Source organism: Streptomyces sp. TS71-3 (assembly GCF_018327685.1).
Taxonomy (GTDB): domain Bacteria; phylum Actinomycetota; class Actinomycetes; order Streptomycetales; family Streptomycetaceae; genus Streptomyces.
Window position 1 is genome coordinate 5,294,643 of record NZ_BNEL01000001.1, and the last position, 18,402, is coordinate 5,313,044.

At 71.9% G+C, this 18,402-nt stretch carries 16 protein-coding genes; 14 read left to right on the plus strand and 2 right to left on the minus strand.

The features are described from left to right. Positions 1–41: 41 nt before the first annotated feature. Genes Sm713_RS21590 through Sm713_RS21600 form a run of 3 tightly spaced genes read left to right on the plus strand, consistent with a single transcriptional unit; the run spans position 42 to position 3,028 of the window. Positions 42–1,424, plus strand: coding sequence for a serine/threonine-protein kinase (locus tag Sm713_RS21590; protein ID WP_212911204.1), 1,383 nt, complete (start codon positions 42–44; stop codon positions 1,422–1,424). Beyond that, positions 1,417–1,902, plus strand: coding sequence for a hypothetical protein (locus Sm713_RS21595; protein ID WP_212911205.1), 486 nt, complete (start codon positions 1,417–1,419; stop codon positions 1,900–1,902). The genes Sm713_RS21590 and Sm713_RS21595 overlap by 8 nt, the downstream gene beginning before the upstream one ends. Next, positions 1,886–3,028, plus strand: coding sequence for a caspase domain-containing protein (locus Sm713_RS21600; protein WP_212911206.1), 1,143 nt, complete (start codon positions 1,886–1,888; stop codon positions 3,026–3,028). Before Sm713_RS21595 ends, Sm713_RS21600 begins: the two co-directional genes overlap by 17 nt. Before the next feature lie 75 nt (positions 3,029–3,103). On the opposite strand, the gene Sm713_RS21605 is transcribed toward Sm713_RS21600, so the two are convergent. Together Sm713_RS21605 and Sm713_RS21610 are read right to left on the minus strand one after the other, a co-directional pair. Continuing rightward, the gene (locus tag Sm713_RS21605; RefSeq protein WP_212911207.1) at positions 3,104–4,333 is read right to left on the minus strand and encodes a DUF349 domain-containing protein; all 1,230 of its coding nucleotides are present in this window, start codon (positions 4,331–4,333) and stop codon (positions 3,104–3,106) included. Between the two features lie 135 nt (positions 4,334–4,468). Continuing rightward, the gene (locus Sm713_RS21610; RefSeq protein ID WP_212911208.1) at positions 4,469–5,308 is read right to left on the minus strand and encodes a peptidylprolyl isomerase; all 840 of its coding nucleotides are present in this window, start codon (positions 5,306–5,308) and stop codon (positions 4,469–4,471) included. A gap of 179 nt (positions 5,309–5,487) precedes the next feature. Between Sm713_RS21610 and Sm713_RS21615 the strand changes: the two genes are divergently transcribed. From Sm713_RS21615 to Sm713_RS21665, 11 genes are all read left to right on the plus strand, one after another. Then, the gene (locus Sm713_RS21615; RefSeq protein ID WP_212912173.1) at positions 5,488–6,201 is read left to right on the plus strand and encodes an MBL fold metallo-hydrolase; all 714 of its coding nucleotides are present in this window, start codon (positions 5,488–5,490) and stop codon (positions 6,199–6,201) included. Positions 6,202–6,213: 12 nt separating this feature from the next. Continuing rightward, positions 6,214–7,476 carry a histidine--tRNA ligase gene (gene hisS, locus Sm713_RS21620; RefSeq protein ID WP_212911209.1) on the plus strand — a complete coding sequence of 421 codons (1,263 nt, stop codon included), beginning with the start codon at positions 6,214–6,216 and terminating at the stop codon, positions 7,474–7,476. Between the two features lie 193 nt (positions 7,477–7,669). Next, a complete protein-coding gene (locus Sm713_RS21625; RefSeq protein ID WP_212911210.1) occupies positions 7,670–8,335 on the plus strand; it encodes a vitamin K epoxide reductase family protein in 666 nt (221 codons plus the stop codon). Between the two features lie 109 nt (positions 8,336–8,444). After that, the gene (locus Sm713_RS21630; RefSeq protein ID WP_212911211.1) at positions 8,445–9,815 is read left to right on the plus strand and encodes a replication-associated recombination protein A; all 1,371 of its coding nucleotides are present in this window, start codon (positions 8,445–8,447) and stop codon (positions 9,813–9,815) included. A gap of 415 nt (positions 9,816–10,230) precedes the next feature. Then, on the plus strand, positions 10,231–10,845 hold the full coding sequence (rpsD, locus tag Sm713_RS21635) for a 30S ribosomal protein S4 (RefSeq protein ID WP_212911212.1): 615 nt from the start codon (positions 10,231–10,233) through the stop codon (positions 10,843–10,845). A gap of 256 nt (positions 10,846–11,101) precedes the next feature. Beyond that, positions 11,102–11,557 carry a DUF948 domain-containing protein gene (locus Sm713_RS21640; protein ID WP_249416423.1) on the plus strand — a complete coding sequence of 152 codons (456 nt, stop codon included), beginning with the start codon at positions 11,102–11,104 and terminating at the stop codon, positions 11,555–11,557. A gap of 7 nt (positions 11,558–11,564) precedes the next feature. Beyond that, positions 11,565–11,996 carry a DUF6167 family protein gene (locus Sm713_RS21645; protein WP_249416424.1) on the plus strand — a complete coding sequence of 144 codons (432 nt, stop codon included), beginning with the start codon at positions 11,565–11,567 and terminating at the stop codon, positions 11,994–11,996. Continuing rightward, complete coding sequence (gene alaS, locus Sm713_RS21650; protein WP_212911214.1) at positions 11,996–14,677, plus strand: alanine--tRNA ligase; 2,682 nt, start codon at positions 11,996–11,998, stop codon at positions 14,675–14,677. Before Sm713_RS21645 ends, alaS begins: the two co-directional genes overlap by 1 nt. A gap of 139 nt (positions 14,678–14,816) precedes the next feature. After that, positions 14,817–15,281, plus strand: coding sequence for a Holliday junction resolvase RuvX (gene ruvX / locus Sm713_RS21655; RefSeq protein ID WP_212912174.1), 465 nt, complete (start codon positions 14,817–14,819; stop codon positions 15,279–15,281). 125 nt (positions 15,282–15,406) lie between these two features. Next, complete coding sequence (gene mltG / locus Sm713_RS21660) at positions 15,407–17,332, plus strand: endolytic transglycosylase MltG (protein WP_212911215.1); 1,926 nt, start codon at positions 15,407–15,409, stop codon at positions 17,330–17,332. Beyond that, positions 17,310–18,152: a shikimate dehydrogenase gene (locus tag Sm713_RS21665; protein WP_212911216.1), complete on the plus strand. Its 843-nt coding sequence runs from the start codon at positions 17,310–17,312 to the stop codon at positions 18,150–18,152. The genes mltG and Sm713_RS21665 overlap by 23 nt, the downstream gene beginning before the upstream one ends. Positions 18,153–18,402 lie beyond the last annotated feature (250 nt).

Sequence of the window (18,402 nt, forward strand, 5' to 3'; positions counted from 1 at the left end):
GGCGAGGGGATGCGGGCCGGAGGAGGGGAACCGGTGCGGGGATGAGCGATCAGGAACGGGGGACGGGGGAACCGCGGCTGATAGCCGACCGCTACCAGCCGCTGCGCCTCCTGGGCCGCGGCAGCATGGGCTCGGTGTACGAGGCCCTGGACACCCGGCTCGACCGGCGCGTGGCCGTCAAGTTGCTGACGGCCGTGGAGGGGCTCGGCGAGGAGAACGAGTCACTTCAGAGGTTCGTGCGCGAGGTGCGCGCGCTCGCCCGCATCGACCACCCGGGCGTCGTGACGCTGCATGACGCCGGGGTCGACGAGGGCGTCCCCTACCTCGTCATGCAGGTGCTCGACGGAATGAGCCTGGCCCACCTCGTGGAGCGCGCGGGCCCGCTGGAGCCCTCGGTGGTGGCCTGCGTGGCCGACGGTGCGGCCCGTGCCCTGGCGGAGGCCGACAGGGCGGGCGTGCACCACCGCGACGTCAAACCGTCGAACATCAGCGTCACCGGATCGGGGCGGGTCGTCCTCCAGGACTTCGGCCTGGCACGGCTGGTGGGCGAGGCGGCGATCACCAGGACCGGCGCGCTCGTGGGCACGCCGCAGTTCATGGCTCCCGAGGTGATGCGCGGCGGGCCTCCCAGCCTGGGCGCCGACCTCTACAGCCTGGGCGGCTGCATGTACTTCATGCTCACCGGCGAACTGCCCTTCGGGGACACCAGGGACATGGGAGCGGTGGTGGAGCGTGCCCTCGGAGAGGGCGTTCCGCGCCTGGCCGCCTCCGGCACGTCGGACGGCCAGAGCGTGGTGATCCGCCTCGTCGAGCGCCTGTGCAGCCAGGACCCCGCCGGGCGGCCCGAGGCCGCCGACCTGCTGCGGGACCTGGACGGGCTCGCGGAGGACGGGCAGGCGCTGCTCGCGGAACGGCTCGGCGGGGTGCTGCGCGACGATGCCGTGGACGGTGCGGGCGAGCCGCGGTCCGTCCCCTACATCGCCCGCTCTGGGCCTCCCTACGGCGGTCCGCTCCCCGGGCCGTCCGCGGAGGGGAATCCCTGGGCGTCCCTGACCGTGCGGCCGGACGGGCCCACCCAGGTGTCGAGCTCCCTGGGCCGCGCCGGGATGGACGTCCTGCCGTCCCTGTCCAACGCCACCCGCTATCTGGCTCTGAGCGCCATGACCGCGGACAGTGCCCTGTCGCGTCAGCGGGAGGCAGTGAACCTCGTGCTGCGGGGAGCGCTCCAGGAGGCGGCCGAGATGTTCTCGGTGATCGTCCCGGTGTGCCTGTCCGCCCTCGGGCCGGACCATCCGACCACGCTCACCAGCCAGTACTGGCAGGGCGTGTGCCTGGCCCGGCTGGGTGCCGGGGCCGAGGCGGTGGACCTCTTCTCCCGCGTGAACCGCCAGGTCGACGAGCTGAGGAGCAACGTCGGTGACTGAGATCGTCGTGCGCGTCGCCGGCCCGTCGCCGGAGGAGGACACGGAGGACGCCCTGCGCTCGCTCCTGCTGTGGGTGAGGCAGGACGAGAACGTCCCCGCGGGCGTGCGCGGCCGTATCGCCGCGGGGGAGGAGCCGCCGGCCGGGAGCATGGGCGCGGTGCTCGACCTGGTCGAGTTCGCCGTCGGCAGCGGGATCTCGGCGGCGGCACTCGTGGTGTCCGTCCTCCAGTGGCGCGACGGGCGCCGCCGGGCCCCCGCCGTCATCCTGCGCCGCGGCGAGGTGGAGGTCCTGCTGCCGGAGGGCCTGGCGAACGACACCGCGGCGCTGACGCGGATCGTCGCCGTCCTCGACGGCGAGGACCCGCCGGCCCCTGCCGCCGCACGGGACACCGCGGACGGGCCCCCGCTCGTGGAGCCCCCCGCACAGCCCGCCGGGACGCCGGCGCAGGACGGGGCGGTCGATGGCCGCACTCCCTGACACCGACCACTCCCGGGCCGTGCTCATCGGCACCGCCTCGTACCGGTACATGCCGCAACTGCCCGCCGTCGAGGCGAACGTGGTGGATCTCGCCGCCGAGCTGTGCGACGCGACCGTCTGGGGTCTGCCCGTGCAGCACTGCACCGTGGTGACCGATCCGCAGAACCCCTCCGAGATGCTCGACCCCGTGCACCAGGCGGGTGAGGAGGCCACCGACACGCTCGTCGTGTACTACTCGGGCCACGGCATGCGCGACCAGGACTCCGCGGACCTCTACCTGGCCCTGGGCGGCTCGCGCGACAACGTCGGCTACACGGCCGTCGCCTACCAGCACCTCAGGACGGCACTGCGGACAGCCCGGGCCAGCCGCAAGATCGTCGTACTCGACTGCTGCTTCAGCGGCCGGGCCGCACGGACCCTCGCCGGGGCCAAGGAGGTGCTCGCGGCGGAGGCGGCCGTCGACGGGGCCTACGTGCTGACGGCGTCACCGCGCGACCGGCTGGCCCTGGCGCCCGACGGCGAACGCCACACCGCGTTCACCGGGGAACTGCTGCGGGTGCTCAGGTTCGGGGTGCACGGCGCCCCCGACCTGATCGATCTGGACACCCTCTACCGCGTGCTGCACGAACGCCTGCGGTCCAAGAACCGTCCCACGCCCCAGCGCTCCGAGGAGAACGGAGTGGGCAGGCTCGCGATGATCCGCAACAAGGCGCGCGCGGCCCGCCGCGCCCCGGCCGGTCCCGTCCTCGCGGCCGAGGTGCGGTCCGCCATGGTCTCCACCGGGCTCAACGTCGCGCGCATGCTGCGCGAGAACGGCAACACCCGAGACGCACTGAACATACTCCGCCTCGCCCTCAGGGAGCAGTCGTCCCAGGGGCAGGGCGGCCTTCTCGCCGTCCAGTTGGAGCTCTCGGAAGTGCTCGCGGACACCGGGCAGGTCCACGAGGCCATCGAGGTGCTGGAGCTGGCCTTCCAGCACGTCCACAAGGTGTACGGACCGGAGGCCCTGCTCGTCTGCCGCAGGCTCGCCGACCTGCTTCAGGAGTCCGGCAACCACATCCAGGCCTGCGAGGTCCTCAAGCACGCCCTGAGCCTCGCCGACAACGACCTCCGCACCAGGCCGTAGCGCGCTTCCAACATGCACCGGCCGCCGGGCCGGGGCCCGGCGGCCGGTGCCGCATCCTGCCGTCCTGGGGGCGGATCAGCCGCCGAACTCCCGAAGACCCTTGAGCGCCTGGTCCAGCAGGGCCTGGCGCCCCGCGAGCTCCTGCTCCAGCTTGTCCGCCCTGGAGGTGTTGCCGGCGGCGCGGGCGGCGTCGATCTGCCCGCGCAGCTTGTCCACGGCGGCCTGGAGCTGACCGGTCAGGCCCTCGGCACGCGCGCGTGCCTCCGGATTCGTGCGCCGCCACTCGGCGTCCTCGGAGTCCTGCATGGCCCGCTCCACCGCGTGCATCCGACCCTCCACCTTGGCCCGTGCGTCGCGCGGCACGTGGCCGATGGCCTCCCAGCGCTCGTTGAGCGCGCGGAAGGCCGCGCGGGCCGCCTTCAGGTCGGTGACCGGGACGAGGCGCTCGGCCTCCTCGGCCAGCTCCTCCTTGAGCTTGAGGTTCTCCGTCTGCTCGGCGTCCCGCTCCGCGAAGACCGCGCTGCGTGCCGCGAAGAACACGTCCTGCGCACCGCGGAAGCGGTTCCACAGGTCGTCCTCGTGCTCACGCTGCGCGCGGCCCGCCGCCTTCCAGTCCGCCATCAGCTCGCGGTAACGGGCCGCGGTGGCGCCCCAGTCGGTCGAGTCCGACAGCGACTCGGCCTCGGCGACCAGCCGCTCCTTGGTCCTGCGGGCCTCCTCGCGCTGCGCGTCCAGGGAGGCGAAGTGCGCCTTGCGGCGCTTGGAGAACGCCGACCTGGCGTGGGAGAAGCGGTGCCACAGCTCGTCGTCCGACTTGCGGTCCAGCCGCGGCAGCCCCTTCCAGGTGTCGACCAGGGAGCGCAGCCGCTCGCCGGCGGCCCGCCACTGCTCGCTCTGCGCCAGCTCCTCGGCCTCCACGACCAGCGCTTCCTTGGACTGGCGGGCCTCGTCGGACTGCCGCGCACGCTGCGCCTTGCGCTCCTCACGGCGCGCCTCGACCTGATCGCCCAGTGTGGTCAGCCGGGCCCGCAGGGCCTCCAGGTCGCCCACCGAGTTGTGCGCTTCCACCTGCTCGCGCAGGTGGTCGATGGCGGCCCCCGCGTCCTTGGCGGACAGGTCGGTCGTCTGCACCCGGCGTTCGAGGAGGCCGATCTCCACGACCAGGCCCTCATACTTGCGCTCGAAATAGGCCAGCGCTTCCTCGGGGGAGCCCGCCTGCCATGAACCGACGACCTTCTCGCCGTCGGCCGTACGCACGTACACGGTCCCCGCCTCGTCGACGCGGCCCCACGGGTCGCTGCTCACAGCGCCTCCTCCACATGATGCGCGCCAAGGCCCTGACGGCCCCCCGGCATCTTCCACAGTTTCGTCACGGCCAATCTAGGCGAACCGCAGGGCGGCTGTCCGCATCCAGCGCGACCGAAATTTCGCACTTGGTGCTCAGGATTTCTGCACGGTCGCCTTGTTGATGACCACCGTGGCATTCGGCGCGCCGTCGCCCTGGCCGGTGCTCTCCCCGGCCTTGGCGATTTTCGTCAGCACCTTCATGCCGTCCTTGGAAAGCGTCCCGAACGGTGTGTAGTAGGGCGGCAACTGGCTGTCCTGGAAGACCAGGAAGAACTGGCTGCCGCCGCTGTTCTTGCCCTGTTTCGTCTGCGGGTTGTACTGATTGGCCATGGCGACCGTGCCGGCCGGGTAGACGTTGCCCTTCAGGCGCGTGTCCTTCAGGTCCTCGTCGGGAATCGTGTAGCCCGGACCGCCGGTGCCGTTCCCCTTCGGGTCGCCGCACTGCAGCACGTAGATACCGGATGTGGTGAGCCGGTGACACTTCGTGTGGTCGAAGTACCCCTTCTTCGCGAGGAAGTCGAAGGAATTCACCGTGTGGGGAACCTTCGACGCCGCCATGCTGATCGGCATGTCACCGCAGGTGGTCTTGAGATCCATGGTGTAGGTGGCCGACTTGTCGATGGTGATCGCCGGCTCCTTCTTGAAGCTCAGGTTCTTCACCGTGCCCTTGGCGGGCTTCTCGCAGGGGTCGGGCGCCTTGCTGGGGGAGGGCGGCGCGCTCGGCTCGGCGCCCGCGGCGCTCTTCTTCGTCGAGCCGCTGCCGAAGCCGTCGGTCGCCCAGGCCCCCGCACCGATGGCCACGACCACCACGACACCCGCGGCGATCGCCGCGTTGCGCCTCCGTGCCTTGAGCCGTGCGCTCTCCCGCCGCTGCTGCTGCCGCAAGAACTTCTCCCGGGCGAGCTGCCGCCGCCGCTGATCGCTGCTGACCACCGGTGTCTCTCCTCGTACGTCTCGAATAGCTGACCGTGTCCGTTCGTGTGCCCGTACCGTATATGGGTTCGCTGTGTAAACGGCAGCGCCGGTAGGCTCTGACTCTGCCGCGGCGGGCGCCCAGGGGGCGCCCCGTGGCTTCCGCACAGGACGCACAGGACGAGAAGCGAAGGACGATCGTGCTCATTGCCGGGTTCCCCGCCGGGGCTTGGGGCACCAACTGCTACCTGGTCGCTCCCGCCGCGGGTGAGGAGTGCGTGATCATCGACCCGGGCCACCAGGCCACCGAGGGCGTCGAGGCGGCCATGGAGAAGCATCGGCTCAAGCCCGTCGCCGTCGTCCTCACCCACGGCCACATCGACCACGTCGCCTCGGTCGTCCCGGTCTGCGGCGCCCACGGCGTGCCCGCCTGGATCCACCCCGAGGACCGCTACATGATGAGCGACCCGGAGAAGGGCCTCGGCCGTTCCATCGGGATGCCGCTGATGGGCGAGCTGACCGTGGGCGAGCCCGACGACGTCCGCGAGCTGGCCGAGGGCACCGCCCTCTCCCTGGCCGGCCTGGAGTTCACCGTCTCCCACGCGCCCGGCCATACCAAGGGGTCGGTGACCTTCCGGACGCCCGAGGCCGCGGACGTTCCGCAGGTGCTCTTCTCGGGCGACCTGCTGTTCGCCGGCTCCATCGGACGCACCGACCTGCCCGGCGGCAGCCACGCCGAGCTCCTCGAGTCGCTGGCCCGTGTGTGCCTCCCGCTCGACGACTCGACCGTGGTGCTGTCGGGGCACGGTCCCCAGACGACCATCGGCCAGGAGCGCGCCGCCAACCCGTATCTGCGACAGGTGGCCCAAGGCCCGGGAGCGGCACCGACCGCCGCTCCCCGACGAGGAATGTGACGACTCTTCTCCGTGAGCACCTTCAAGGCCCCCAAGGGCACCTACGACCTGCTTCCGCCGGACTCGGCCGCCTATCTCGCCGTCCGTGAGGCATTCTCCGCGCCGCTGCGGAACTCCGGCTACGACTACATCGAGACGCCCGGCTTCGAGAACGTCGAGCTCTTCGCGCGCGGTGTCGGCGAGTCCACCGACATCGTCACCAAGGAGATGTACGCCTTCGAGACCAAGGGCGGCGACCGGCTCGCGCTGCGCCCCGAAGGCACCGCCTCCGTGCTCCGCGCCGCCCTGGAGGCGAACCTCCACAAGGCGGGCAACCTCCCCGTGAAGCTCTGGTACTCGGGCTCCTACTACCGCTACGAGCGCCCGCAGAAGGGCCGCTACCGCCACTTCTCCCAGGTCGGCGCCGAGGCCATCGGCGCCGAGGACCCCGCGCTCGACGCCGAGCTGATCATCCTCGCCGACCAGGCCTACCGCAGCCTGGGCCTGACGAACTTCCGGATCCTGCTGAACTCCCTCGGCGACCGCGAGTGCCGCCCGGTCTACCGCACGGCCCTCCAGGACTTCCTGCGCGGCCTCGACCTGGACGAGGACACCAGGCGGCGGGTCGACATCAACCCCCTGCGGGTCCTCGACGACAAGCGCCCCCAGGTGCAGGAGCAGCTCACCGGCGCCCCGCTGCTGCGCGACTACCTCTGCGACGCCTGCAAGGCGTACCACGAGCAGGTGCGCGAGCTGATCACCGCGGCAGGCGTGCGCTACGAGGACGATCCCCGGCTGGTCCGCGGGCTCGACTACTACACCCGCACCACCTTCGAGTTCGTCCACGGCGGCCTCGGCTCGCAGTCGGCGGTGGGCGGCGGCGGGCGCTACGACGGCCTGTCCGAGATGCTCGGAGGGCCCGCGCTGCCGTCGGTCGGCTGGGCACTCGGCGTCGACCGCACCGTGCTCGCCCTGCAGGCCGAGGGCGTCGAGCTCGGCCTCCCCGCCACCACCAGCGTCTTCGCGGTGCCGCTCGGCGAGGAGGCGAGGCGCGTGCTCTTCGCCACGATCACGGAGTTGCGCAGGGCGGGCATCGCGACCGACTTCGCGTTCGGCGGCCGGGGCCTCAAGGGCGCGATGAAGGCCGCCAACCGCTCGGGCGCCCGCTACGTGCTGGTAGCGGGCGAGCGGGACCTCTCCGAGGGCGTGGTGCAGCTCAAGGAGATGGAGTCCGGCGACCAGCGGCCCGTCGCGCTGGACGCGGTCGTGGACGAGCTGAAGGCACTGCTCGGCTGAGAGACGTTCCCGACCGCGCCGTCCGAGCGGGGCGGCGCGGTCGGGACGGCCCCCTCATGGCTGAACGGCTCCTCATGGCTGAGTGGTCATGGTCGTGCACACGTACTTATCCACAAGCAACGGTGGACCGGTGCCCTCGTACGGCACAATGGCTGCGGCCAGGTTCCCCTCTCCCCAGCGATGGAACGGCGTGATGACCAAAACGACGACCACAGTCAGGGACGACACATCCCCTGCCCAGGACGACGGCTCGGAGCCCGGGACCTCGCGCAGCCTCGGCGGCAGCCGGGCCTTCGCGCTGCTCCTGGTGATCACCGGAGCGGCCGGTCTGCTTGCGAGCTGGGTCATCACGCTCGACAAGTTCAAGATCCTGGAAGCCAAGGTCGCCGGGCACACCTTCACCCCCTCGTGCAGCCTCAACCCCGTGGTCTCCTGCGGCAGCGTGATGGAGAGCAAGCAGGCCGCGGCCTTCGGCTTCCCCAACCCGATGCTCGGCCTCGCCGCCTACGCCGTCGTGATAGGCGTGGGCATGAGCCTGCTGGGCCGCGCGCGCTTCCCGCGCTGGTACTGGCTCACCTTCAACGCGGGCACGCTCTTCGGCGTCGGGTTCTGCACCTGGCTGCAGTTCCAGTCCCTGTACCGGATCAACGCCCTGTGCCTGTGGTGCTCCCTCGCCTGGGTCGCCACGATCACCATGTTCTGGTACGTGACGTCCTTCAACGTCCGCAGCGGCTACCTGCCGGCGCCGCGCTGGACGCGGAGCTTCTTCAGCGAGTTCACCTGGGTCGTGCCGGTGCTGCACATCGGCATCATCGGCATGCTGGTGCTGACCCGCTGGTGGGACTTCTGGACCGGCTGACGGTCCGACCGCATGTCCGGCCGGGCGACGGTCTGCCCGGCAGGGGCCTCCACCCGGCGGGTTCCCGGCGCGGCAGGAGATGTCGGCGGGGTGACATAGGCTTCAAGACGTGGAGCCCGACCTGTTCACCGCCGCCGCCGAGGAGCGTCAGGAGAAGGATCCGGCCAGCAGCCCGCTGGCCGTCCGGATGCGCCCTCGCACCCTCGACGAAGTCGTCGGCCAGCAGCATCTGCTGAAGCCCGGCTCGCCCCTGCGCCGACTCGTCGGCGAGGGCGGGGGCGGGCCCGCCGGGCCGTCCTCGGTGATCCTCTGGGGCCCGCCGGGCACCGGCAAGACGACCCTCGCCTACGTGGTCTCCCGGGCGACGAACAAGCGCTTCGTGGAGCTGTCCGCGATCACCGCCGGCGTCAAGGAAGTACGCGCCGTGATCGACGGCGCCCGCCGGGCGACCGGCGGCTTCGGCAAGGAGACCGTCCTCTTCCTGGACGAGATCCACCGCTTCAGCAAGGCCCAGCAGGACTCCCTGCTGCCCGCCGTGGAGAACCGCTGGGTCACCCTGATCGCCGCGACCACCGAGAACCCCTACTTCTCGGTGATCTCCCCCCTGCTCTCCCGCTCGCTGCTGCTCACCCTCGAACCCCTCACCGACGACGACATCGGCGGCCTGCTCCAGCGCGCCCTCACCGAGGAGCGCGGACTCGGCGGCGCGGTCGGACTGCCCGACGACGCCGCGGCCCACCTCCTGCGCATCGCCGGAGGGGACGCCCGCCGGGGCCTCACCGCCCTGGAGGCCGGAGCCGGCGCCGCGCTCTCCAAGGGGGAGCCGGAGATCACGCTCCAGACCCTGGAGGAGTCGGTCAACCGCGCCGCGGTCACCTACGACCGCGACGGCGACCAGCACTACGACGTCGCCAGCGCCCTCATCAAGTCCATCCGCGGCTCCGACGTGGACGCCGCGCTGCACTACCTGGCCCGGATGATCGAGGCGGGCGAGGACCCGCGGTTCATCGCGCGACGGCTGATGATCTCCGCCAGCGAGGACATCGGCCTCGCCGACCCCACGGCCCTGCCGACCGCGGTGGCCGCCGCCCAGGCCGTCGCCATGATCGGCTTCCCCGAGGCCGCCCTCACGCTCAGCCACGCCACGATCGCCCTGGCCCTCGCGCCCAAGTCGAACGCCGCCACCCTGGCCATCGGCGCCGCCATGGAGGACGTCCGCAAGGGCCTGGCGGGACCGGTCCCGATGCACCTGCGCGACGGTCACTACAAGGGCGCAGCCAAGCTGGGCCACGCCCAGGGGTACGTCTACCCGCACGACATACCCGGCGCCATCGCCGCCCAGCAGTACGCCCCGGACGCGATCAAGGACAAGCGCTACTACCAGCCCACGCGCTACGGCGCGGAGGCCCGGTACGCGGACGTCGTCGAGCGGGTGCGGGAGCGGCTGGCCGGGGAGCAGCAGGGCCAGAAGGACGCCTGATCCCCGGGTCCGCCCGGCCGTAGGGCGTGCCCGCCCGCATCGCACCCCTGCGGGCCTGCCCGTGGACCTGGTCGGGAACACCCCGGCGGACCCGGTAGACTGCCACGAAGCGCTGCGTCCCGTGTCCGGCCCAGGCCGGCTCACCAGAGCGGGACAGTCAGCCGGAGCCCCGCCCCCGGGCGGAGGACTCCAGGAGCGTCGCGCACCGGCGAACGGTGTCGCGGGCAGCCCATCACCCCCCTCAGGGGAGGTCGGTGGGCCACTCGCGTACTGCACGTATGTGCCCAGACAAGGGAAGCGGCTGCCCTGCGAGGCCGGCACACATCGCCTGCCCCACGGGGATTCCCGGTCTGCGGATGCGACCTCCCCTAACCCTGGTGAAGCCGATATCGCTCAGACAAGAGAGGTTTGGTTCGTGGCGAACCAGTCCCGCCCCAAGGTCAAGAAGTCGCGTGCCCTCGGCATCGCGCTGACCCCCAAGGCCGTGAAGTACTTCGAGGCCCGCCCCTACCCGCCGGGTGAGCACGGCCGCGGCCGCAAGCAGAACTCGGACTACAAGGTCCGGCTGCTGGAGAAGCAGCGCCTGCGCGCGCAGTACGACGTCTCCGAGCGCCAGCTCGTGCGCGCCTACGAGCGCGCCGCCAAGGTCCAGGGCAAGACCGGCGAGGCCCTGATCATCGAGCTCGAGCGCCGCCTCGACGCGCTCGTGCTGCGCTCCGGCATCGCGCGGACCATCTACCAGGCGCGCCAGATGGTCGTGCACGGCCACATCGAGGTCAACGGCAAGAAGGTCGACAAGCCCTCGTTCCGGGTCCGCCCGGACGACGTCGTCATGGTGCGCGAGCGCTCCCGCGAGAAGTCGCTCTTCCAGGTCTCCCGCGAGGGTGGCTTCGCGCCCGAGGGCGAGATCCCGCGCTACCTCCAGGTCAACCTGAAGGCGCTGGCGTTCCGCCTGGACCGCGACCCGAACCGCAAGGAGATCCCGGTCATCTGCGACGAGCAGCTCGTCGTCGAGTACTACGCCCGCTGACGCGGACGGACCCCGCGCCCAGGCGCACCGGCCCGCCGCCCACCCGCCGTCCCCGGACCGGCCGGGGGGCGGCGGGTCCGCGCTTTGACCGGGGCCTGCGCCGGGCTCGGCCGGTGGCACCCGCCGGGCGGCGCGCTCCACGCCCCGTGCCCGGCGAAATGCGGTGCGGAAGGGGCGCCGTGGCGCGATAGGCTCGGGAGACGACCTGCGCGGGCAGGTCTCCATGTCCAGCGCGATGTTCAGGGAGCGGTGCTGCGTGTCCGGTGGAGAGGTGGCCGGGATCCTGGTGGCCGTCTTCTGGGCGATCCTGGTGTCGTTCCTCGCCGTGGCGCTGGCGAGGCTGGCCCAGACGCTCAAGGCGACCACCAAGCTCGTCGCGGACGTGACCGAGCAGGCCGTGCCGCTGCTCTCCGAGGCATCCACCGCGGTGCGCTCCGCACAGACCCAGCTCGACCGGGTGGACGCCATCGCGACCGACGTCCAGGAGGTCACCTCCAACGCCTCGGCGCTCTCCACCACGGTCGCCTCGACGTTCGGCGGCCCCCTCGTGAAGGTCGCCGCGTTCGGCTACGGAGTGCGCCGGGCCCTCGGCCGCAAGAGCGCGGGACAGCAGGCCGGCGCGGCGGGTGGCAGGACCGAGCCGCCCGGGCGCGGCGTGATCGTGGGCCGGGCCGTGCCGACCGCCCGACGGGGAAAGCGGAAGAAGGACTGACGCTGCGATGTTCCGCCGTACGTTCTGGTTCACCGCGGGCGCCGCGGCCGGCGTGTGGGCCACCACCAAGGTCAACCGCAAGCTGAGGCAGCTCACCCCGGACAGCCTCGCGGCGCAGGCCGCGCACAAGGCCGTCGACGCGGGCCAGCGCCTCAGGGAGTTCGCGCTCGACGTCCGCGACGGCATGGCGCAGCGGGAAGAGGAGCTCGGCGAGGCCCTCGGCCTGGCCGACTCGCCCGACGGCCCGCCCGCCCGGATGCTGCCGGCCGCCAGGCGCCGCCCCGCCCTCGGCCCCGTCGGCAGGGCACCCGCCCACGAGCGCGGCGCCGCACCCGAGGCAGCGCCCCTGACCAACCACCCACCGCACGAGTCAACCCCCGGATACGCCGTCCGGCCAGAGCACACGGCGTACTCCCACGACCGGAATGAGGACCACTGATGGAGTCGGCTGAAATCCGCCGCCGCTGGTTGCGCTTCTTCGAAGAGCGCGGGCACAAGGTCGTGCCGTCGGCGTCGCTGATCGCGGACGACCCGACCCTCCTGCTGGTCCCCGCCGGCATGGTCCCCTTCAAGCCGTACTTCCTCGGCGAGACGGCCCCGCCCGCCCCGCGCGCCACCAGCGTGCAGAAGTGCGTGCGCACCCCTGACATCGAAGAGGTCGGCAAGACCACCCGGCACGGCACGTTCTTCCAGATGTGCGGCAACTTCTCGTTCGGGGACTACTTCAAGGAAGGCGCCATCACCTACGCCTGGGAGCTGCTCACCGCGCCCCAGGACAAGGGCGGCTACGGCCTGGACCCCGAGCGGCTGTGGATCACCGTCTACCTCGACGACGACGAGGCCGAGCGGATCTGGCGCGAGGTCGTCGGCGTCCCCGCCGAGCGCATCCAGCGCCTGGGCAAGAAGGACAACTTCTGGTCCATGGGCGTGCCCGGCCCGTGCGGGCCCTGCTCCGAGATCAACTACGACCGCGGCCCCGAGTTCGGCCCCGAGGGCGGCCCCGCCGTCAACGACGAGCGGTACGTGGAGATCTGGAACCTCGTCTTCATGCAGTACGCCCGCGGCGAGGGCACCAGCAAGGAGGACTTCGAGATCCTGGGCGACCTGCCCAGCAAGAACATCGACACCGGTCTCGGTCTGGAACGCCTCGCCATGATCCTCCAGGGCGTGCGGAACATGTACGAGATCGACACCTCCCGAGCCGTGATCGACAAGGCCACCGAGCTCACCGGACGCGCCTACGGCGAGGCCGAGGCGAGCGACGTCTCCCTGCGTGTCGTCTCCGACCACATGCGCGCCTCGGTGATGCTCATCGGCGACGGCGTCACGCCCGGCAACGAGGGCCGCGGCTACGTGCTGCGCCGCATCATGCGCCGCGCCATCCGCAACATGCGCCTGCTCGGCGCGAGCGGCCCGGTCGTCGGCGAACTCGTCGACGTGGTGATCAAGACCATGGGGGAGCAGTACCCCGAGCTGATCACCGAGCGCAAGCGGATCGAGACGGTCGCCCTCGCGGAGGAGGCCGCCTTCCTGAACACGCTCAGGTCCGGCACGACCATCCTGGACAACGCCGTGACGGAGGCGAAGGCCGCCGGTTCCGGCGTGCTCCCGGGCGACAAGGCGTTCCTGCTCCACGACACTTGGGGCTTCCCCATCGACCTCACCCTGGAGATGGCCGCCGAGCAGGGCCTTGCGGTCGACGAGGACGGCTTCCGGCGCCTGATGACGGAGCAGCGCGAGCGCGCCAAGGCCGACGCCCGGGCGAAGAAGACGGGCCACGCCGACCTCGGTGCCTACCGCTCCGTCGCCGACGCCGCCGGCAGCACCGACTTCACCGGCTACACCGCGTACGAGAACGAGGCCACCATCGTCGGCCTGATCGCCAACGGCGCCTCGTCGCCCGCCGCCGGCGAGGGCGACGAGGTCGAGGTCGTGCTGGACCGCAGCCCCTTCTACGCGGAGGGCGGCGGCCAGATCGGCGACACCGGCCGCATCCGGCTCGACACCGGCGCCGTGGTCGTCGTCAACGACGTGCAGAAGCCGGTGCCTGGCGTGCACGTCCACAAGGGCGTCGTCCAGGTCGGCGAGGTCACCGTCGGCGCGCCGGTGCTGGCCTCGATCGACGTGCACCGCCGCCGTGCCATCGCCCGGGCCCACTCCGCCACGCACCTCACCCACCAGGCGCTGCGCGACGCGCTCGGCCCGACGGCCGCACAGGCCGGCTCGGAGAACCAGCCGGGCCGGTTCCGCTTCGACTTCGGCTCGCCGTCCGCCGTGCCGGGCAGCGTGATGGTCGACGTCGAGCAGAAGATCAACGAGGTGCTCGCCCGCGACCTGGACGTCAGCGCCGAGATCATGGGCCTGGAGGAGGCGAGGCGCTCCGGCGCCATCGCGGAGTTCGGCGAGAAGTACGGCGAGAGGGTGCGCGTCGTCACCATCGGCGACTTCTCCAAGGAGCTGTGCGGCGGCACGCACGTGCACAACACCGCCCAGCTCGGCCTGGTGAAGCTGCTCGGCGAGTCGTCCATCGGCTCCGGCGTGCGGCGCATCGAGGCCCTGGTCGGCGTGGACGCGTACAACTTCCTCGCCCGCGAGCACACCGTCGTCGCCCAGCTCCAGGAGCTCCTCAAGGGCCGCCCGGAGGAGCTGCCCGAGAAGATCTCCGGCATGCTCGGCCGCCTCAAGGACGCCGAGAAGGAGATCGAGAAGTTCCGCGCGGAGAAGGTCCTCCAGGCCGCCGCGGGGCTCGCCGAGGGCGCCCGGGACGTGCGCGGCACCGCGCTCGTCACCGGCCAGGTCCCGGACGGCACCGGCGCCGACGACCTGCGCAGGCTGGTACTGGACGTGCGCGGCCGGCTGAACCAGTCCGGGCCGTCCGACCGCCCCGTGGTCGTCGCCCTGTTCTCCGTGGTGAACGACCGCCCGCTGACGGTGATCGCCACCGACGAGGCCGCCCGCGGCCGCGGCCTCAAGGCCGGCGACCTGGTCCGCGCCGCCGCCAAGACCCTCGGCGGGGGCGGCGGCGGCAAGCCGGACGTCGCCCAGGGCGGTGGCCAGAACCCGGCCGCCATCGGCGAGGCCGTCGCCGCGGTGGAGCGCCTCGTGGCCGAGACGGCATGAGGCGGACGGCACCCCTGACGGGCCACGGGCACACCGCGGCGCTCGCGCACCCGGCGCAGCCCGGGGCCCCCGCCGCGGTCGTGCCCGGTGCCCGGGTGGTGGCGGCGTGACCGCGGGCGGCGGTGCGGCCGAGGGCGGCATGCGCCGCGGCCGGCGCCTCGCGGTGGACGTCGGGGACGCCCGGATCGGGGTCGCCTCCTGCGACCCCGACGGGATCCTTGCCACCCCGGTGGAGACGGTCCCGGGTCGTGATGTCCCGGCCGCGCACCGAAGACTCGGGCAGCTCGTCGAGGAGTACGAGCCCATCGAGGTGCTCGTGGGGCTGCCGCGGTCCCTGAACGGCCGCGAGGGCCCGGCCGCGACGAAGGTCCGCGCCTTCGCCCGGCAGCTCGCCCGGACCGTCGCGCCGGTGCCCGTGCGGCTGGTGGACGAGCGGATGACCACGGTCACCGCCGGCCAGGGGCTGCGGGCGTCGGGCGTCTCGGCCAGGAAGGGCCGGTCCGTGATCGACCAGGCCGCGGCTGTGATCATCTTGCAGAACGCCCTGGAGATCGAGCGGTCCTCGGGTGAAGCGCCCGGGGAGGGCGTCGAAGCGGTGCCGTGATCGCGATACGGTAACGTTCCGCGCGATGTGCCGGGTGTTCGATTAGCTGACGCACAGCAGAAGAGGCGGACGGTACCGTGCCACGAGTGCCCGGCATCGGGACGTCTCGCGGCTCTAGGGGATCGATGACTGAGTATGGCCGGGGCCCAGGTTCCGAACCGTGGTACCCGGAGGACCCGCTCTACGGGGACGTCGGATACGACGGGCAGCAGGCCCCCACGGGCCAGGTTCCCTACGACGAGCAGCAGCCCGGGCAGTACCCGTACCAGGCGCAGCCGCAGTACTACCAGCAGCAGGCGCCACAGCACCCGCAGCAGCCGGATCCCTACGGCCAGGGCGGCTCCTACGACCAGTCCGGTGCCTATGACCAGACGGGGTCCTACGGCCAGTGGGGCACGGGCCAGCAGCCCCTTCCCGGCCAGTACCAGCCGGGGGGTCCCCAGGCGCCGGGCGCCCAGCAGGGCCACCCGCAGGCACCCGGCGGGTACGGTCACCCGCAGCAGATGCCCGGGCAGGCCTACGGGATACCGCCCGGACAGAACCCCGGCGCCGGACGGCCCGGGCAGGGCGGATACCCGGGCCAGGCGCCGGAGCAGTACCAGCAGCACGAGCAGGCCGGCTGGGACACCGGGCAGCACGGGCAGGTCCCGGGCGCCGGCGGTCCGGCCGACCCCTACGGCCAGCAGCCCCGCGGGCACCAGGGCCAGGAGCCCGATCCCTACGGCGCCCGCGGTGCCCGGCCGCCCGGCCGGCCGGCGGGGGCCATGCAGCCCGGCCCCGGCCGCCGCCCCGGTCCGGAGAACGAAGCGGACGCTCCCACCGACTGGGATCCCGGCCCGGACCAGGGCGAGCACGCCTTCTTCGCCGGCGGCGGCGATGACGATGACGATGACGACGACGGGCGCGCCGGCCGCGTGGGGCGGCGCGGCCGCGGGGATCGCCACGGCCGCGGCACAGGCCCGGGTAAGAAGCGCCGCAGCGGGGTCGCCTGCCTCGTGGTGGCCGTGGTCCTCGTCGGCGGTGTCGGCGGGGTGGGCTACCTCGGCTACCAGCTCTACGAGGACCACTTCGGTCCGCCTCCGGACTTCGCCGGCACCGGGTCCGGGGCGAACGTGACCGTCGAGATCCCCAAGGGCGCGGGCGGCTACACCATGGGGCAGCTGCTCAAGAAGAGCGGCGTCGTCAAGAGCGTCGACGCGTTCGTGAAGGCGCAGCAGGACAACCCCAAGGGCCAGACCATCCAGGACGGCGTGTACACGCTCAAGAAGCAGATGTCCGGCGAGAGCGCCGTCGCGCTGATGCTCGACCCGAAGAGCCACAACAGCCTGATCATCTCCGAGGGCCGGCGGAACGCCTGGGTCTACGACCAGATCGACAAGCGCCTCGGCCTCAAGGGCGGCACCACCGCGGCGGTGGCCAAGAAGGACTGGAAGCAGCTGGGCCTGCCCTCGTGGGCGCTCAACCACAAGAACCTCAAGGACCCGCTGGAGGGCTTCCTCTATCCGTCGAACTATCCGGTGGCCAAGGGCATGAAGCCCGAGGACATCCTCAAGCGGATGGTGACCATGGCCACGCAGCAGTACCAGGCGCAGGACCTCGACGCCCGGGCCAAGGAGCTGCATCTCGACGGCCCCTGGCAGGTGATAACGGTCGCGAGCCTGGTCCAGGCCGAGGGCAAGACCCACGACGACTTCCGCAAGATGGCCGAGGTCGTCTACAACCGCCTCAGCCTGGACAACAGGCAGACCTGGCAACGGCTCCAGTTCGACTCGACCTTCAACTACCTGAAGGGCCAGAGCAACATCGACATCAGCGAGTCGGAGATCAACAGCAACCACGACCCGTACAACACCTACACGCAGAAGGGCCTCCCGCCGGGACCGATCGGCAATCCCGGCTCGGAGGCGCTCGCCGCCACCCTCAATCCCACGCACGAGGGCTGGTTCTACTTCGTGGCGACGGACGGGATGAACAAGACCGAGTTCGCCAAGACCTACGCCGACTTCCAGAAGCTCAAGGAAAAGTTCAATGACCGCTCGGCCGGCAACTGACGCCCGCAGGGCGGCCGTTCTGGGCTCCCCGATCGCCCATTCGCTCTCGCCCGTGCTGCACCGCGCCGCCTACGCGCACCTCGGGCTCCGCGACTGGACGTACGACCGCTTCCAGGTGGACGAGGCGGGACTGCCCGGATTCCTCGCGGGGCTGGGCCCGCAGTGGGCGGGCCTGTCCCTGACGATGCCGCTCAAGCGGGCGGTCATCCCGCTGCTCGACGAGATCAGCGACACCGCCGCGGCCGTGGAGGCCGTCAACACGGTGGTGTTCACGGAGGACGGCCGCAAGGTCGGCGACAACACCGACATCCCCGGCATGATCGCGGCACTGCGGGAGCGCGGCATCGAGAAGGTCGAGTCCGCGGCGGTGCTCGGTGCGGGTGCCACGGCGTCCTCGGCGCTCGCGGCGCTGTCCCGGATCTGCTCCGGCGAGGTCGTCGCCTATGTGCGCAGCGAGGCGCGCGCCGCCGAGATGCGGCGCTGGGGCGCACGGCTGGGGGTCGCGGTCCGTACGGCCGGCTGGGCCGCGGCGGGCGAGGCGCTGGCCGCGCCGCTGGTGATCGCCACGACGCCCGCGGGGGCGGCCGATGCCCTGGCCGCGCAGGTGCCCGAGCGGGTGGGGACCCTCTTCGACGTCCTCTACGAGCCCTGGCCGACCGCTCTGGCCGAGCATTGGGCCGCGCACGGCGGCGCCGTCGTCGGGGGACTCGATCTCCTCGTGCACCAGGCCGTGCTCCAGGTCGAGCAGATGACGGGGCTGTCGCCGGCGCCGTTGGACGTGATGCGGGCGGCGGGGGAGCGAGCACTTACGGGGCCGTGAGGCCCCGGGGGTGCCCGTTTGTGGGGTACCGCTCCTTCTCCGGCCGGGTTGGCCGGCGGGCCCTTTTGCGCAGTTCCCCGCGCCCCTTTTTCAACGGCCTGTGCGGTGGTGCTGTGTTTTCCGGATCGTCTGCCGGGGCGTGGCTGGTTGCGCAGTTCCCGGCGCCCCTTTTCCACCGGCCTGTGCGGTGGTGCTGTGTTTTCCGGATCGTCTGCCGGTGGATGGCTGCTGTCGCGCGGTTCCCCGTGCC

Bases quoted from the DNA above. Each gene is read 5' to 3' on its own strand.
- Sm713_RS21600 (WP_212911206.1), top strand. From the start codon at position 1,886: ATGGCCGCACTCCCTGACACCGACCACTCCCGGGCCGTGCTCATCGGC.
- alaS (WP_212911214.1), top strand. From the start codon at position 11,996: ATGGAGTCGGCTGAAATCCGCCGCCGCTGGTTGCGCTTCTTCGAAGAG.
- Sm713_RS21625 (WP_212911210.1), top strand. From the start codon at position 7,670: ATGACCAAAACGACGACCACAGTCAGGGACGACACATCCCCTGCCCAG.
- ruvX (WP_212912174.1), top strand. From the start codon at position 14,817: ATGCGCCGCGGCCGGCGCCTCGCGGTGGACGTCGGGGACGCCCGGATC.
- Sm713_RS21590 (WP_212911204.1), top strand. From the start codon at position 42: ATGAGCGATCAGGAACGGGGGACGGGGGAACCGCGGCTGATAGCCGAC.
- Sm713_RS21665 (WP_212911216.1), top strand. From the start codon at position 17,310: ATGACCGCTCGGCCGGCAACTGACGCCCGCAGGGCGGCCGTTCTGGGC.
- Sm713_RS21645 (WP_249416424.1), top strand. From the start codon at position 11,565: ATGTTCCGCCGTACGTTCTGGTTCACCGCGGGCGCCGCGGCCGGCGTG.
- mltG (WP_212911215.1), top strand. From the start codon at position 15,407: ATGACTGAGTATGGCCGGGGCCCAGGTTCCGAACCGTGGTACCCGGAG.